This window comes from Lentibacillus songyuanensis (assembly GCF_039548255.1).
In the GTDB taxonomy this organism is placed as follows: domain Bacteria; phylum Bacillota; class Bacilli; order Bacillales; family Amphibacillaceae; genus Lentibacillus_C; species Lentibacillus_C songyuanensis.
The window spans coordinates 381747-399408 of record NZ_JBCLVH010000001.1; the positions used below are offsets into that span (position 1 = coordinate 381747).

A 17662-nucleotide genomic window follows, 5' to 3' on the forward strand; every position below is an offset into this window, starting at 1 on the left:
AGACATAACTTTACGTCCAATTTGTGAAAGGTTGAACATATTAACGGTTATTTGCTTTTTACATGTTATGATAGATACGTAATAAAGATAAATATCTATTATATATTGTGAATTACTGATCAAGTAAATAAAACAAAGGAGATGACAGCATGTTTGTAGAATTTATTCGTAACAATAAGGTAGTGGCAGGAGTTTTGGCATTTTTACGAGTTTATATTGGATATCAGTGGATCACATCGGGTTTGGGAAAAATAACTGGAGGAGGATTTGATGCTAGCGGGTTTATAAAAGGCGCCATCGCGAATGCCGGTGGTGAAAACCCGGCTGTCCAGGGATGGTGGGCAACGTTTTTAGAACATTTTGCATTACCAAATGCCGGGCTGTTCAGTCATTTAGTTATGTGGGGAGAGCTGTTGGTGGGGATTGCATTAATACTCGGCTTGTTCACAAACTTTGCAGCATTAATGGCGATCACCATGAACTTTGCCTTTCTCTTTAGTGGAACTGTAAGCACCAATGGAATAATGATTTTGGCCACTATGTTCATCCTGGTTGCAGGATATAATGCCGGAAGATATGGGTTGGACAGATGGGTTCTTGGCTTCTTGAAAAATCATACTGTCAACCGGGGAAGAAAAGAAGAGAAGCCGAAACATCCTGTATCTGTTTAAAATGATAATAAAGACTGACTTGGGAATATTCCTAAGTCAGTTTCTTTTTGTGTTGAAAATGGTAAACTTAGGTTACTATCTTAAAAATAAGCAGGTGTTTTTTTGGTTACGGTAGGTTTATTTGCAGTAATTATTTTAGCTGCATCGATTCTGCAAACAAGTACAGGATTTGGGTTTTCCATTATGGCAACCCCGTTTTTGCTGATGCTTTTTATGCCACGCGAGGCCATTCAGCTTAACTTAATTTTGTCACTCGTCATTTCCTGTGCATTAATTTGGAAGATTAGACGAGATATTGATTTTGGTATTTTTAAACGGTTCATGATCGGCAGTATTGCAGGATTGCCCATCGGTATTTCTATCTTTTTATGGATTGATATGACGGGCTTGAAAGTTGGTGTCAGTCTGCTGATTCTCGTGTTAACGGTGCTATTAATCTTGAATTTTCGAATCCGCCAGACTGGTCGTCGGGATTTTTTCATTGGAGCATTGTCAGGAGCTTTCACCACCAGTATTGGGATGCCAGGTCCGCCGATTTTGCTTTATTTTTCTGGAACAAATACGACGAAGGAAACATTGCGCGGGACTACGTTAGCTTTTTATTTGTTTATTTATTTGGTCAGTTTAATCGTTCAAGTTATGTTCGCTGGTACGTCATTGGAAGTTTGGCAAACAAGTGCACTGGCATTACCGCTTGTATTCATTGGATTAGTGGCAGGGCAGCTCCTGTTTAAGCATATGAATCAGCGTGTGTTTCGCTATTTGACGTATGTTTTATTATTATTTACGGGCGTATATATGCTCTGGCAGCAACTGTAAGGATGAAAAAATGCATCTTATTTTATTGTCGTTTAACATGGTGATGGATAAGTTCGAAATTTTAAGCATTATCCATTCCATTTAGAGGCCAGCTCCTGTATAATATATTTCGAGTAACGAAGAAAGGACGGCATGTATGAGTTCACAATTAAATATACAAGCAGCTGGTATTCCAGATAAAATTTGGACGCGTGACTTTGTCCTTGTTTGTCTGGCTAATTTTTTTATTTTTTTAGGTTTTCAAATGACGTTGCCAACCATTCCATTATTTGTTAGGGAACTCGGGGGCAGTGATCAATTAATCGGGATTATTACTGGTATTTTTACATTCTCCGCATTGTTACTAAGGCCCTATGCTGGCCATGCCTTGGAATCGAAGGGCAGACAATTTGTTTATATGGTCGGTCTTGCTATCTTTGTCTTGTCTGTTGGTTCCTACGCGTTTATTGCAAGTATTGTCCTATTATTTATCATGCGGATGGTGCAAGGGGTTGGTTGGGGATTCTCCACTACAGCCGGGGGTACGATCGCCACCGACCTTATCCCGCCAAAACGTCGCGGCGAAGGGATGGGCTATTTCGGTTTATCTGGAAACCTGGCGCTTGCGTTTGGTCCGTCATTGGGCTTAACACTTGCTGGGATTATTTCATTTACCCACTTGTTTCTCATTTGTGCTTTTATCGGTTTGGTCGCTTTTTTATTATCAAGCAAAATACGCTACAAGAAGGTAGAGCAATTACCAAATAAAACGACAACGGTCAAGTTTGATATTTTTGAAAAAACGGCATTACAGCCATCCGTGCTATTGTTTTTTATTACGGTTACCTTTGGCGGGATCGCCTCATTTTTGCCGTTATATGCTGCCCAGAAACACATCGAAGGAATCGAGTTTTACTTTCTTGTCTATGCCTTGTTTTTGATGATCTCGAGAACATTCGCTGGCAAGATTTATGATAAGAAGGGCCATGAATATGTCTTTCTGCCAGGAACGGTGATGATTGTTATTGCGATGGTTTTATTATCCTGGCTGCCAAATTTAACGACAATGCTAATTGCAGCAGGATTTTATGGTCTTGGCTTTGGGAGTGTCCAGCCGGCACTGCAGGCGTGGGCGGTTGATAAAGCATCAAACAATCGCAAAGGAATGGCAAATGCTACGTTTTTCTCGTTTTTTGACTTAGGTGTCGGACTTGGCGCAATGATATTCGGCCAACTGGCATTTATGTTCGGTTACAGTGCCATCTATGCAACAGGAGCAGGATCGGTTGTGCTCTCGATGGTGTTGTATGTGTTTTTGTTGGTTCGGGCGAAGAAACAGTTGCGTGGATGATGGCGGGGAATGGCCCGGGGAGCAGTATTTTTCTGTTTTCCGGGTTTTAACCTCTTGATAAGCGGGAGAACTATATTTTTATATAGAATGTATTCATAATAACTCTAAAATTGGGCTATTGAATGTAGGAACGAAAAAGGATGAGCTCGGAACAAAAGTGGCGCCTCGTAACATATAACGCATTAGTACTCGGTAAACAGAGTATTTTTCTGTTTGGCGAGCTTTTTTTCCGCCTTAACGGGCAGTAAGACCCCCACTTCAAAATTTTGAGGGGCAATTAAAAAAGATAATTGGGGGTCAACAGCATGACAAAGGCCCGATTCTGTTCTCCTGTCTTAGTGGGGGAGAAAGGGAAACCTCCACGAATGAAATTTCACTTTATAGTTTTAGCAAGATCGAGAGGGTAATTCCGAAACAGGAGAGAAGAACATAATAGTAGGATATCCCACGGCTCCTCAACCAATGTACTTTGTTATTCCCCTTGAGTAGCTTCACGTTTTTGAAAAAAATGGGGGTGATTCTGAAGAATCCCCTAAACGTATAGAATCACAATTAATTTCCCATCCTATTAAAAAGTGTTCACGGTTTAAAAACAGGCGAAACTCGTTTACAATATAAAAAAGAGAGATAGCAGAAGGTAGGTTAATAGGCTTTGGCTAGCATTCAAAACATCAATTTGCAAAAACTATTTCCAGCACCCGTCTATCGCCGAGGTATGGAATATTATAAACAGAACCGTGTCAGTGATCCAATCTTTGATAGAAACAATCAAATTTGGACGGCTAAAGTAATTGGGTCAGAAGTGTACTTTGTAGAGATAAATATGCAACATTTTGCCAACGGATCCATTAGTACGTATTGTGACTGTCCTGCTTTTGATACCTATAATACATGCAAACATATTGTTGCAACGCTTATTGCCATATCGAAAAATCCATCATCACGTTTGCCGGATCAAACGGCTAATTATTATCAGATGACAAACCATTTGATTGATTCGATTACGTCCATGCAACAGCCAGATACGCCAGAAATGATTGGCAAGCGGATGCCGATGCAAGTGGAGTATTATCTGAAATGGACCTATGATCACCTACTGTTACTTGAACTTAAGACCGGAGTGAAACGCCCGTATGTTGTTAAAAATGCAAGCGAATTTTTGCAGCATGTGTTAAATGGGAACGAACATTATTTTACCAAAACATTCAGCTATCATCCGGACAGCCACTACTTTTTAACACAGGACTATGAAATACTTGAGATGCTAAATGCGATGTTACGCAATGAACAAATTTACTCGGATCGATCCTTTTATCATTTTCAGGACCGTTCGGAGCGCTCGGTGCTTATCCCGCCATTACTAGTTGAGCCGTTGCTTGATAAACTGAATGATCGTCAGCTAATTGTAGAAAGCCGAACCAAAAGCTACGAGCATGTGGATATCATTAAGGATAAACTGCCATTTTCCTTTTCAATTTCTAAAAATGACCGGGGGGAAATGGTGCTATCGATGGATGAGATGGACTCCGTGGTGTATCTGGAAGATTATCATCTGTTGTTTTCAAACGGAATATTTTATTTCCCGGGAAAAGATCAGTTACCGGTTATCGAACAATTGAACAAAGTTGGCATGCAAAACCAGGAATTGCCTGTCACGAAACGAAAAGCAGATGTATTCGTCTCAGAAGTCCTGCCAACGCTAAAAAAGGTTGGTGATGTACAAATAGCCGAAAATGTTGCATCAGAGATAATTCAGGTGCCATTGCAGGCCAAACTCTATCTGGACGTACAGGATGAATGGGTGGTCGGTAAGCTGGAATACCATTATGGCGATCATATAATTGATCCGTTTAATGGCCGTGAACAGGATGATGTCATTATTATCCGCGATATCGCAGCGGAGCAGCAGATCATGCGGTTAATTGAACATGCCAATTTTCATTACAATGGAAAAGAGCTATATATCGAAGCAGATGAAGAAACATTATATGAGTTTTTATACCATGTCCTGCCATTGTTTGAGCAATATGCAGAGCTATTTTTGACCGCAGAGGTTCGTCAGTTCATTGTGGAGAATCAACCCTCCCCATCAACAAGTGTCCGTTTGGAATCCTCCGCTAACTTGTTAGAAGTAAGCTTTACCATTGATGGGATAAATGACGATGAAGTGAATCAGGTGCTCCATGCGGTAATGGAGAAGAAACGGTATTATCGCCTGCAAAGTGGTGCATTGCTATCCTTGGAAGGAGAGGAGTTCACCTCAGTTCAGGATCTGTTTGACGATTTACACCTGAATAAGGAGGATATCCAAGATGGCAATGTGGAATTGCCAGTTTATCGCGGTGCTCAAATCGATGAATTGATTCATACCAAAAAGGACTATGATCCATCGTTTCGACGCTTGTTAAATCAACTGACATCACCTGAAGAGCAGATCTTCCCATTGCCGGATGAGCTGCATGCCAATTTACGAGATTACCAAAAGACAGGATTTCAGTGGTTCAAGTCATTAAGCGCTTATCATTTAGGCGGTATTTTAGCCGACGATATGGGACTTGGAAAGACATTACAAAGTATAGCATATATTGTTTCCGAACCCCGGGAACGACCGCATTTGATTGTCGCCCCGTCGTCGGTTCTATACAATTGGAAAAATGAATGTCATAAGTTTGCTCCTGATTTACAGACAGTGATCATGACTGGGACACCAGCAGAACGGCATCAGCTGATTGAAACGATGGGGGATATGGATGTGTGGATCACATCGTATGCAATGCTGAGACAGGACATTGATCTATATCGGGAGCGGACATTTCAAACGTTAATCCTGGATGAAGCGCAATATATTAAAAACTATGCAACCAAAACATCGAAAGCAATTCGCGAAGTAAAGGCAGGTAAGCGGTTTGCATTAAGTGGCACACCGATCGAAAATTCAATTGATGAATTATGGGCGATTTTTCAGGTGATTTTACCAGGGCTCATGCCAAATCAGCGTGAATTTAGACAGTTATCACATGAGAAAATTGCCATATTGACCAAACCATTTATTCTGCGTCGCGTTAAGCAGGATGTGTTAAAGGAACTCCCAGACAAAATCGAAACGGTCCATGTTTCCGAGTTGACCAAGTCGCAAAAGGAATTGTATCTTGGCTATTTACGGCAATTACAGCAGGAAGCGGCCCAATCGATGAAAGACAACGATTTTCAAAAAAATCGAATGAAGATACTGGCTGGGTTAACCCGGTTGCGCCAGATTTGCTGTCATCCTTCCTTGTTTATTGAGAATTATGAAGGGGCATCTGGTAAGCTGGAACAACTAATGGAAACTGTTCATAATGCCGTTGAAAATGGGAAACGCATGCTGATTTTCTCACAATTCACCAGTATGCATGAAATTATCATTAAGAAGCTTGAAGAAGCAGGAATTGACTATTTTTATTTACACGGCGCAACCAAGTCACACGAGCGCGTGAAAATGAGCGAGCGTTTTAATGATGGGGAGAAAAGTGTCTTTCTTATTTCACTAAAAGCAGGCGGTACCGGATTGAATCTGACAGGAGCGGATACGGTCATTCTCTATGATTTATGGTGGAATCCGGCTGTAGAGGACCAGGCTACAGGTCGAGCACATCGATTCGGACAGAAGAATGTGGTGCAGGTTATTCGCCTGATTACCGAAGGAACAATTGAGGAGAAGATTTATGAGTTGCAACAGAAAAAACGAGAACTCATTGACCAAGTGATTCAGCCTGGTGAAAAAATGCTTTCCAGCTTGACGGAAGATGACATAAAGGAACTGCTAAGCTTATAATGCTTGGCAGTTTTTTGATGTTTACATGCTGGGCATCGGTTCCAAGGTTAGTTTTAAACATAAAATGTAAGAAAGTGGTTTTAAATGGATAAATATAAGTGTATAATATAGATTATATTCAGACTAATGAGTAAAATATGGTTGCGGTTAAGGTAATGGCAAATCTAAAATTAACCATATATTAACAAGGGGATGGTCAAATTGAAGAGAGTAATTCGTGGAGTTTGTAAGTTTTTTGTAGCAAATGCAGCAGTGGTTATTACAATTGTATTGTTGCCGGTATTTGTGATAACGGATGACGTTTCATTTTTTGACCAAATCATGGATTATCTGTTCAATAATAATCAAAGTTAGCGGTGGGTATGTATATGTGGCAATAGGAAGATTCAGCGTATATGATTATCTGACCCTAATCAGTTTACCAATTGTAAGATAACGAAACTTTCAGTACGAAAGACACCATTACAGGATGGGAAAAGTTCAGACGAATTTTACTAAAAGCAGTTGTAGAAAATGCTGCGTAAGAGCCTGTTGATTTTCGATAATGAGTTTTGTTGTCGCCATTCATATAACGGAGAAAATACCGCCCATGGTGAGACCTGGAATGAAGCTAAATTTTCAGGCAAGGCGACTTCATCAAAGCAATGAGGCCACGAACGAAGGAATTTTTCCTGCCTTCGTGACTTCATCATTGTTATGAGGACCAAAACAATGTTTAACTCCAGACAAAGTGCCTTTATCCCACTCTTAACGGGCAGTAAGACTTCCACTTCAAGACTTTGAGGTGAAACCAAAAAAGATAAGTGGGAACAACTGCATGACAAAGGTCCGATTCTGTTCGGGCCTACACTAGAACGTCTGAGTTCGTCGGAAATCTCACTTAATGAAGTTTCACTTCAAAGATTCTGCGCTGCGCAGTAATGTTTTCTCGTGCCGATCTTAAAAGTTTTATCTACATTAGGATACTTCATTGCCAAAATCTTGCTTAACGGACATGAAAAAAGAAAAAATCCAAACGAATCATTCGTTCGGATTTTCTATGACTAAATACTTTTGTCCCAGCATTTTTAAATAGTTATTTTAAATAACTTTCTTGGACGACCCTTATGATACGGTTTTTCTTCGCCAACCACTTTGATCACTTCACCGGACAGCAATTTATAAATGGTGCGCTCTGCACTCCGCTTTGTTACCCGATAGTAGTTGGCAATATCATTGGCGGAAAATGGCTCGTTGTTACGCAGTTTAATAAAATCAATAAAATTATAAGACAGCTCATTGTTTAATTTAGCCTTATGAATCAATGCACGGTATAGCTGGGATGTGTCAATATGCTTTTCCACGCCCAACGGTCCAATCGTTTCCTTGCGATCATTGACAAGATAGCAAGTACTGGCTGCCGAGTCTTTGCATGTATCGAGTGCTAATAACGCATTAGCTTCAGCTTGCTGAACCGTTAAACCAAGACCAAACCCAATAGCAACGTCTATATTCACTTGTTTCTTGATAGCTTGCAATAGTGGAAAATCCCGATAATGATTGGTTAGGTAATTTAAAATTTCACGCGTTCCGATGACCGCAAATCGGTTTCCATTTATGAATACAGAGGAACACGTTTGTTTTCCAAACTCCAGTAATAGTTGATGCAACGTTTGTTTACGTGATTCCGCATTCTTTTCGCTGATGTCTGTCTCTTCATGTTCCTTCATTTCGATAAACCCAGCGACAATTTGAGCACTTTTTGATTGGTTTAATGTCGCAGTTACTCGTGCCCGCTGGAGGGCATGTTCGATGTTAATTTTTGGCACCTTCATGCAGTATACCGTGATATTGCGCATCTTTAATCGTTGTTCCACTTCCTCTATGGATGTCAGGACATAATCAACTTTTCTATCATGTATGAGTTGCTCGTGATGCGCTGCGATCCTGTCTATATCCAGCATGGCTTGCTCACCGTAACTATAGGTAAAGATGTGATGATCATGCATGGCTAATTCGGAGCTGACCTCGGTCACAACCTGTTTATCCGGTACGTCAATCGAGACCCGATCCAGCTGTTGATTATGCATATTTCGCAATCGATAAAAGGAGGTTAGAACCATATATTCATCAAAGGCAATTTGGACTACTGGAAGCCGCTTTTTATTAATTTTATCTTTGGCATATAGGTAGGCAAGTGGACCGGCGAATAAATAGATATCACACATCACAGCCTTTTCAATTAATGCATAGATTTCGTTGACATCGGTATACGGGAAAGGCATGATTTCAATATCTTCTTGGTCTTCTGTATAAACAAGTGCTCGATCTACTAATTCTTTCCTGCCAAAAACAGCGATTTTTACTTTCATAGAAAAGGTCTCCTTGTCATATTATTGGTTGTTCACTTTACTAATGTAAATCTTTAGTTAATTAAAGCAAGAAAAATAGCCAAGTCATTTAAAAATTTTTACAATTAACTTGCGCATCCAACAGTAACTCCTGCGCCTGTTGAATGGACAATGTAAAAACAGGCTGGCTTTAATAATTAACTATTATGGTATTGAATTTTCTTAATATTGTCAAGAAGGAAAGGAAGGAAAAGAAGAGATTTCATAGAATGTTTACTATATTGTCATATACTTAAAGATTTCTTCACTTTGTGATATGCTCAGATTAATAATTATGCACAAGGGGGGGATGATAGTTGGTGAGTATAGCAGACAAATTATCCATACAATATCCAGTTATTCAGGCTGGGATGGCTGGAGGAATTACGACTCCAAAGCTGGTAGCAGCAGTTGCCAATGCTGGAGCGCTTGGAACCATCGGAGCAGGATACATGAGTGCAACGGCGTTGAAAAATGCTATACACCAGGTCAAACAATTAACCGATAAGCCATTTGCGGTAAATTTATTTGCAGCCAATCTGGAGTCATTTTCAACGGAAATAGCTGAGATGCAAGCAGTATTAAATCGGTTTAGGGATGAACTGCGCTTGGATAATGGAAATCAGGCAGTGAAGGTGAACGATTACCTGCACGAAAAGGTTTCTGTAATTTTGGAAGAAAACATTCCAATCGTTAGTACGGCATTTGGAGTGCTGTCTTCCGTATTGATTGAAAAATTAAAGGATCATGACGTTACATTGATCGGGATGGCTACTAATGTCGACGAAGCAGCCCAGCTTGTCGATGCCGGATATGATGTCGTTGTTGCTCAAGGCTATGAAGCAGGGGGGCACCGTAGCACGTTCGATGTGAAAATGTTCCCGAATGGCTGCAATATTGGGCTGGTGGTCCTCGTGCAGCAAATGGTGTCTGCATTTCCGGTACCAATTATTGCAGCGGGTGGCATACATACGAAGAAACAAATGGATGGGCTGTTAGAAATGGGTGCCGCTGGTGTGCAATTAGGAACAAGGTTTTTAATGGCAACCGAAGCTGGGACCAATCAGGCATATCGTCAGGCGCTAATAAAAGCTACACCCGAGGATACGGCCATTACGAAGGCGTTTTCCGGTCGGCCGGCACGTGCTATTTATAATCGGTTTATACAAGAAGTGGAAAATAGTTCCGTACCGATGTTGCCATTTCCTGTGCAAAATGAACTGACAAAAGATATCCGTGGTGCGGCTAAAGAATACGCGATGCCAGATTACCAATCCCTCTGGGCCGGGCAGGGCGTTGGGGGAATAAAAAAGGAAGAAACAGCAGAGGCAATTATTGACTCGCTCGTGAAAGAAGTAGAATAATGGGTAGCGCCAGGCAGCCGCTTATTGCGGTACCTGGCACTGAGAATAGTTATTCTTGTAAATGATACCGCTCTTTTACCTGTTCACGTAACCGTTGTTTAAGAAACTTTCCTACCGATGTTTTAGGAATTTCGTCAAAAAACAGCACGTCATCCGGTAACCACCACTTGGCAAATTGCGGCCGTAAAAATTCAATTAATTCATCCTTTCCGATTGTTTCTGTATAGCCTTCATGTAATACCACACATGCAACTGGACGCTCTTGCCATTGTTCATCTGGTATCGCAACAACACTTGCTTCAAAGACTGCATCGTGTGCCATGAGTGCATTTTCCAGATCGAGCGAGGAGATCCATTCACCACCGCTCTTGATCAAATCCTTTGTCCGGTCCACAATTTTGATCGTGCCCTCTTGATCAACTGTAACAACATCGCCGGTATGGAACCAGCCATCTACAAAAGCGCCTTCACTCCTTTCATCTTTATAATACTCACTGGCAATCCATGGACCACGCAGGTATAATTCGCCCATTTCCGTATCGTTCCAAGCAACTTCGCCATGATCACCCATGACTTTCATTTCTAACCCTGGAACCAGAATGCCTTGTCGGGAGCGCTCATTTAATTTCTCTTCTCGTGTCAAATTATCCTGATAGCTTTTCAGACGGGAAAATGTAGCTAACGGTGTCGTTTCAGTTGCGCCGTATGCGTGATAGAATGGGATTTTATGTTTTGTTTCAAATGCATCAATCAACCCAGCGGGGGCAGCTGATCCCCCGCATAATATGGCGCGCAGACTGGATGTGTCATAATTGCCATTTTCTAATTCTTTCATTAATCCAAGCCAAATAGTTGGAACGCCAGCGGTAACGGTTACACGGTAGCGTTCAATGAACTCAGCAAGCCGTTTTGGTGTAAATTGTGGCCCTGGGAAGACCTGGGTCGTACCAAACCAGGTGCAGGCGAATGGCGCCCCCCAAGCATTAGCATGGAACTGTGGAACAACCGCCATAAATATGTCTGATTCAGATACTCCTTGGGTGTCAGCCAGTCCTAAGGCGAGACTGTGTAATACAAGACCACGGTGTGAATACATAACGCCTTTGGGTGTACCGGTAGTTGCTGATGTATAACACATTCCTGCCGGGTCATTTTCATCGATATCACGTGCAAATTCACGGGTGGGATCCCCTGTATGAAGTATCTCTTCATAGGAGTATAGGGGCTGAAGTGCTGATTCTGGAAGATCTGATTTGTCTGTCATTACAACGAATGCTTCTACAGTCTTTAAATGGTTTTGAATTTTTTCCACGAGTGGCAGGATGTCTTCGTCGATAAAGAGAATTTTATCTTCGGCGTGATTAATGATATGGACAATATGTTCCGGTGAAAGGCGAATGTTGATGGTGTGCAATACGGCTCCCGTCCCCGGTGCTGCAAAGTAAATTTCCAAGTGTCGGTGATGGTTCCAAGCTAAGGTGCCGACGCGGTCCCCTTTTTGAATACCTAGTTCGTCCAATACACTCATTAGTTGACGGGTTCGTTTACCAATATCGGCATATGTCAGTGTATGGATTTTATCATGGGTTTGCGAAATGACCTGTTTCTTTGCGAAAAACTTTTCAGCATGTTCAAGCATAGGACCTACTAATAACGGGGTTTGCATCATATCAACCATCTCCCTTATCCTCATTTGATTATATTGTACCATATAATTGTAACTATTTTTAATATTCTTTTTAAAATAACGTACTGCTGCTTTTCGATTAAATGTATGAAGGGAAATCTATCGTTATACATGATAAAATAAGGCATGGATAGAAAGGGAGTAGGTTATGAATAAACAGCAGCATGACTTCACCCGGGGAAATATATTGAAACAGCTTATTGCATTTTCCGGTCCGATTATGCTGGCGAATCTATTGCAGACCTCTTACCAATTTGCGGATAGCTTATGGGTCGGGAATTTGCTTGGAGCGCGTGCGCTGGGATCTGTGGCGGTTTCCAGTACGATTATATTCACGGTGTTATCGTTTGTGATTGGATTAAATAACGCGGCATTAACCATTCTTTCACAGCAAAAAGGCCGTGATAGTATAGAGGGGCTGAAGCGATATTTAAATGCCTTTGTGGTTGTGCTTCTATGCATGGCGGTTATTCTGGGCATAGTGGGCTTTCTGCTTGCAAATCCGTTATTAAATCTATTGGGGACGCCGGAGGGTATGTTGACCGATGCAGCAGCATATTTACGGATTAATTTCCTTGGTATTTTATTTTTATTTGGCTACAATTTCATAAGTACGGTACTGCGATCGCTGGGAGACAGCAAGACGCCATTACGCTTTGTATTGCTTGCCGTGATATTGAATATTTTTCTGGATCCGATCTTTATCGCGGTGTTTCACTGGGGAGTAGAAGGTGCCGCATTTGCAACAGTGGCCTCACAAGGATTAGCGTTTGTCTATGGTCTTAGCTACGTGCTGTATCGCAAGCTGGCACCGTTTCGTCTGCCAACAATGCCAAACAGGCAGGAGGTCGGGTTGATTTTAAATCTGGGAATTCCTTCTGGCTTGCAAATGGCCGTTATCTCGGCAGGGTCAGCAGCCATCATGAGTGTTGTGACCAGGTTTGGAGAAGATGTCGTAGCAGGGTTTAGTGCAGCACAACGATTGGATAGCTTGCTTATGCTTCCGGCGCATGCATTGGGAACGTCGGTAAATAGTATGGCTGGCCAAAATATTGGCGTGAAGAATTGGCCAAGGGTACGTAATATTGCTAAATTTGGCGTCCTGTATAACTTTTCGGTAATGCTGGCGATTGGAATAGCAGTTTTCTTTTTAGCTTCATTTGGCATGCAGTTATTTATTCAGGATGAGGAAGCGGTCCGCTTTGGCACAACCTATTTGCAAATCGTTGCTTTGTGCTATCCATTTTTGGGGATAAATTTTATTCTTAATGGGATTGTGCGTGCTTCAGGTGCGATGTATCAAGTGCTTGTGCTAAACATTATTTCATTTTGGATTCTGCGCTATCCTTTATCCGCGCTTTTTGCAAGCCTGTTTGGCGAACTCGGCATTGCTATCGGTATGGGCTCAAGCTTTATCATCAGCAGTGTTTTTGCCTATTTATATTACCGTCATGGGAAATGGCGGAACAAAGAGTTGTTCAAAAAAAGAGCGAAGAGTTAGACATTTATCCCCAGCTGTGGATAAACTTGTGCATAAAAGCTTATTTTGTAGGGTTTGCTAAAAGTAAATACAAAATATAGAATATACCTGTGGATAAGGTGTTCATATTCCATGAAACTATTAATATAGGAAAGGCGAACGAACATGAAACGAAAGCAGAAAAGGGCCATCAAGCAGGCATTTGGTATTTTTATTGTGTTATGTAGTATCTTTGTAGCTATTTCGATTGCCTCTATCAAACACCATGATACAAATTTTCACATTGATCGTTCCTTGATTAGTGAACAAGTGGTTGCATATGAACCGCTTGTGGATAAGTATGCTGAAAAATATGGCGTGATCGATTATACCGATGTATTATTGGCGATGATGATGCAAGAGTCAGGTGGCCGCGGAAAGGATCCGATGCAATCCTCCGAAAGCTATTGTGGCAAAATTGGCTGCATTGATGATCCCGAGCTATCGATCAAACAGGGTGTTTATTATTTTTCAAAAACGATTGATGCTGCAGAAGGGGATGTGGAACTAGCTGTCCAATCGTATAATTTTGGCAGAGGATTCATAGATTATGTGAAGGATGAAAAAGGTTCTTATTCCCAGGAAGCGGCGATTGCCTTTTCGAAAAAAATGTACAAAGATGCATCGGATAAATCGAATTATACCTGTTTGCGGGAAGAGGCGAAACAATATCATGCCTGTTATGGGGATATTTATTATGTTCGTGATGTGATGAAATATAAAGAATCGCTGGAAGAATGATACAAAATATCCTTGTGAAATGATAAGATGAAATAATAAACATCAAAAAGTTGGGGAGGCAATAGAATGGGAAAAGCAATTTATACAGCAAACGCACCAGAGGCAATTGGGCCATATTCACAAGCAATTGAGGCAGGAGATTTTGTCTATGTATCCGGTCAAATTCCAATTAACCCGGCAACAGGGGAAGTAGAACAAGGGATTGAGCATCAAACCGGGCAGGTGCTGAAAAACCTGCAGGCAATTTTAACGGAAGCAGGAACTGGTTTTTCACAAGTCGTTAAATTCACCATCTATTTAGCATCTATGGATGACTTTGCTACGGTGAATGAAATCTATGGCAGCTATTTAGAACAGCCATACCCGGCACGAGCATGCGTGGAGGTTAGTCGTTTGCCGAAAGATGTTCGGGTGGAGATGGATGTTGTTGTGTATAAAGGATAAAAGAGAGCCGGCCGTTAATAATAAACGGCCAGCTCTCTTTTTATTGCTTCTCTTATCTTATCCAAACATTCCTCCGGCGTTTTCCCATAAACTTTTTTCCCATTGACAAGCGCATATGGACGGACACGGCAAAGTCCGCAGTGCAGCAGACACTCACTAATGATGACCGAGACCTCAGGAAATTCGGACTCAATGATTCCTTCTATATCTAATGTGGTGATTGCATTTCCGTCACAAACATCGATAACGACAATACCCACGATAATCACTTTCTTTCTATAGTATAAGCCTTTACCAGTTGTAGCATATCTGCTTAGGCATTTCAAGGCTCATGCATGTAGGATGAGCATTGGTATGGGAAAAAGTAATCGTCGTTAAGAAAAGTATTGCATTTCTGGGCATACGATCAACCTGTCAACACCGACGTATGGCATTAGAAGATGTATAACATCAATGTGCAGAGCATAAGTAATAGGCTTATGATACCAGTCAGAAACGGGAAAAAGTAGCTTTGTGGTACGAGTTCTGATAACGGTCGGCGGTCTTTATCATCCATGCTGCTGAAAAAATGCTGGAAGCTGAAAAAGACGATATCAAAAAAACGGCCTTTTGTCACGTAGCCCGCTAAAGAAACGAGGATCAGCAGGGCGCCAATGACGAAAGAAACATTGGTGTAGGAAAGCAGACTAATTTGTTTATAAACAGTTAGACAGAGTAGCAGAATAAGTAACTGGGATATCACAAGCCAGGGTAAAAGTCTTTTTAGCATGTCGATCAACGTCCTTTAATAGGTTCATTTTTCACTCATTATTTCCTATTTATTATAGCATGCCCGATAAAGAAATCGACTTGTTCATGTGATTTTATATGTAATTTAATCCTTTTCCCGACATGTTTGCTACAAATATATGGTTTCTATTATAGTTAGTAAATTGGTAATTTAGGTAAAAAGACTCGGGTTACCTCACCTCTCCTCAACCCGCAAAACAACAGGGTTTTTACTAAAATAGATAATGCAAATTATCTAAAAAAAGTTGAAAATAGCATGTATTATTTAAAAAAACAATTTACATTTTAAAATAATATTGTATAATAAAGATTGTAAAACTATTAAAATAAAAAAGGGTGGTCGGGGAATGAAAAAGTCAAAATATTATCTCTTTATTGCGTTTGTCCTTGCCGTGGCTGTGGCACTATCTGCCTGTAGCGGTTCAGACTCAAGCGACAAAGATGATAAAGGTGACAAAAAGGATTCTGATAATAGCGCATCTTCAGAAGAACAAGTCTTTAATATGATTGAAACAGCAGAGATCCCAACTGGTGATCCGGCGTTAGCGACAGATGCTGCCAGCTTTATCGTATTTGGACAGACAATGGAAGGTCTTTATATTTTAGATAAGGATGATAATCCGGTTCCAGCAATTGCTGATGGTGAACCAGATGTAAGTGAAGATGGCAAGGAATATACATTTAAATTGCGTGATGATGCGAAATGGTCTAACGGTGATCCTGTAACAGCAGATGATTTCGTTTATGCTTGGCAACGCGCATTAGATCCGGATACTGGATCAGAATATGCATACATGTTCTCTGGAATTATTGAAAACGCTACTGAAATTATGAATGGTGATAAAAAGCCAGATGAATTAGCGGCAGAAGCGGTTGATGAGCATACATTAAAGGTAACTCTTGAACAGCCGGTTGATTACCTCAATTCCTTACTGGCGTTTGGTACGTACCTGCCATTAAACGAAAAATTCGTTGAGGAAAAAGGCGATGACTTCGGAACAAACAGTGAAAACATGCTGGCAAATGGCCCGTTTGTACTTACTGATTGGGATGGTTCTGGTTTAGATTGGAAATATATGAAAAATGATGAGTATTACGATAAAGATAATGTAAGCTTGGATCAAGTAAACGTACAGGTTTCGAAAAAGCCAAGTACAGCAGTTAACTTATTTGAAACAGACAAAGCAGATCGTACAGCTGCATTGAGTGCGGAGTATGCGAAACAATATGCAAACGATGAAAATGCTTCCACATTTGAAGAAGGTAGCTCTTGGTATCTGAAATTCAACCAAAAACGTGATGGCGAAGATACACCATTAGCAAACAAAAATATCCGTAAAGCATTAGCAATGGCATTTGATAAAAAAGCGTATACGGATCAGGTACTGGCAAATGGTTCCGTTCCTAGTGATGGTTATGTGCCACGAGGTTTAGCGAATGATCCTGAATCAGGTGAAGATTTCCGCGAACAAAGTGGCGACTTAATTGGTTATGATGTAGATAAAGCAAAAGAATACTGGGAAAAAGGCTTGAAAGAATTAGGTGTTGATTCACTTGAACTTGACTACTTGAGTGATGATACAGAGAATGCTAAAACAACGTCTGAGTACTTCAAAAATCAGTTAGAAACAAATCTTGATGGTCTGAAACTTAGCTTGCAAAACGTGCCATTTAAAAACCGTTTGAAGAAGACAACAGATCAGGACTATGATATTGTTATGCATGGCTGGGGACCAGACTATTTGGACCCAATGACATTCCTTGATTTGTATGTTACCGATGGAACAAACAACAATACTGGTTATTCCAGCGATAAATATGATCAATTAATTGATGATGCCAAAGTTAAATATGCAAATGATCCTGAAAAACGCTGGGAAACAATGCTTGAAGCAGAGAAATTATTGGTTCAAGAAGATACCGTTGTTGCTCCTATCTATCAGCGTGGACGCTTGACACTTATCAAGCCATATGTAAAAGGATTGGAAGAGCATCTATTTGGTCCTGATTATTCGCTGAAAAACGTTACAATTGAAAAGTAAATAAAACATGATAGGCAACAAGTACTTGGAGAAGAGGGTATTTTACACAAATACTCTCTTTCCCCTTGTTTAA

At 40.8% G+C, this 17662-nt stretch carries 14 protein-coding genes; 10 read left to right on the forward strand and 4 right to left on the reverse strand.

Translation table 11 applies throughout. The features are described 5' to 3' along the window. Nucleotides 1–149: 149 nt before the first annotated feature. The 5 genes from WMZ97_RS01800 to WMZ97_RS01820 all read left to right on the forward strand — a co-directional run bounded on the left by WMZ97_RS01800 (nt 150) and on the right by WMZ97_RS01820 (nt 6988). Entirely contained in the window at nt 150–671 is a 522-nt protein-coding gene (locus WMZ97_RS01800; protein ID WP_343270334.1) for a DoxX family protein, read from the forward strand. Between the two features lie 102 nt (nt 672–773). Beyond that, nucleotides 774–1490 carry a sulfite exporter TauE/SafE family protein gene (locus tag WMZ97_RS01805; RefSeq protein ID WP_343270335.1) on the forward strand — a complete coding sequence of 239 codons (717 nt, stop codon included), beginning with the start codon at nt 774–776 and terminating at the stop codon, nt 1488–1490. 136 nt (nt 1491–1626) lie between these two features. Further along, on the forward strand, nt 1627–2820 hold the full coding sequence (locus tag WMZ97_RS01810) for an MFS transporter (RefSeq protein ID WP_343270336.1): 1194 nt from the start codon (nt 1627–1629) through the stop codon (nt 2818–2820). Between the two features lie 652 nt (nt 2821–3472). Further along, nucleotides 3473–6634 (forward strand): DEAD/DEAH box helicase, encoded by a 3162-nt coding sequence (locus WMZ97_RS01815; protein ID WP_343270337.1) that lies wholly within the window; start codon nt 3473–3475, stop codon nt 6632–6634. A 201-nt stretch (nt 6635–6835) separates the two neighbouring features. Next, nucleotides 6836–6988: a hypothetical protein gene (locus WMZ97_RS01820; RefSeq protein ID WP_343270338.1), complete on the forward strand. Its 153-nt coding sequence runs from the start codon at nt 6836–6838 to the stop codon at nt 6986–6988. Nucleotides 6989–7701: 713 nt separating this feature from the next. Here the strand turns inward: WMZ97_RS01820 and WMZ97_RS01825 are convergent. Continuing rightward, a complete protein-coding gene (locus WMZ97_RS01825) occupies nt 7702–8985 on the reverse strand; it encodes a hypothetical protein (RefSeq protein WP_343270339.1) in 1284 nt (427 codons plus the stop codon). 338 nt (nt 8986–9323) lie between these two features. On the opposite strand from WMZ97_RS01825, the gene WMZ97_RS01830 reads away from it, so the two are divergent. Continuing rightward, a complete protein-coding gene (locus tag WMZ97_RS01830) occupies nt 9324–10367 on the forward strand; it encodes an NAD(P)H-dependent flavin oxidoreductase (protein WP_343270381.1) in 1044 nt (347 codons plus the stop codon). A 49-nt stretch (nt 10368–10416) separates the two neighbouring features. Here the strand turns inward: WMZ97_RS01830 and WMZ97_RS01835 are convergent, their stop codons facing one another. Beyond that, nucleotides 10417–12036 carry a long-chain fatty acid--CoA ligase gene (locus WMZ97_RS01835; RefSeq protein WP_343270340.1) on the reverse strand — a complete coding sequence of 540 codons (1620 nt, stop codon included), beginning with the start codon at nt 12034–12036 and terminating at the stop codon, nt 10417–10419. 166 nt (nt 12037–12202) lie between these two features. On the opposite strand from WMZ97_RS01835, the gene WMZ97_RS01840 reads away from it, so the two are divergent. The 3 genes from WMZ97_RS01840 (at nt 12203) to WMZ97_RS01850 (ending at nt 14758) form a co-directional block, all read left to right on the forward strand. Beyond that, nucleotides 12203–13555 (forward strand): MATE family efflux transporter, encoded by a 1353-nt coding sequence (locus tag WMZ97_RS01840; RefSeq protein ID WP_343270341.1) that lies wholly within the window; start codon nt 12203–12205, stop codon nt 13553–13555. A 144-nt stretch (nt 13556–13699) separates the two neighbouring features. Next, nucleotides 13700–14314, forward strand: coding sequence for a lysozyme family protein (locus tag WMZ97_RS01845; RefSeq protein WP_343270342.1), 615 nt, complete (start codon nt 13700–13702; stop codon nt 14312–14314). Nucleotides 14315–14380: 66 nt separating this feature from the next. Beyond that, nucleotides 14381–14758, forward strand: coding sequence for a RidA family protein (locus WMZ97_RS01850; protein ID WP_343270343.1), 378 nt, complete (start codon nt 14381–14383; stop codon nt 14756–14758). A 14-nt stretch (nt 14759–14772) separates the two neighbouring features. Here WMZ97_RS01850 and WMZ97_RS01855 read toward each other — a convergent pair whose 3' ends face one another. Next, nucleotides 14773–15018, reverse strand: a complete 246-nt coding sequence (locus WMZ97_RS01855; protein WP_343270344.1) for a DUF1450 domain-containing protein — start codon at nt 15016–15018, stop codon at nt 14773–14775. 173 nt (nt 15019–15191) lie between these two features. Next, a complete protein-coding gene (locus WMZ97_RS21870) occupies nt 15192–15527 on the reverse strand; it encodes a DUF3899 domain-containing protein (RefSeq protein WP_405027643.1) in 336 nt (111 codons plus the stop codon). Between the two features lie 367 nt (nt 15528–15894). Here WMZ97_RS21870 and WMZ97_RS01860 point away from each other — a divergent pair, with 367 nt between their 5' ends. Continuing rightward, nucleotides 15895–17589, forward strand: a complete 1695-nt coding sequence (locus tag WMZ97_RS01860) for a peptide ABC transporter substrate-binding protein (protein ID WP_343270345.1) — start codon at nt 15895–15897, stop codon at nt 17587–17589. Nucleotides 17590–17662: the final 73 nt, after the last annotated feature.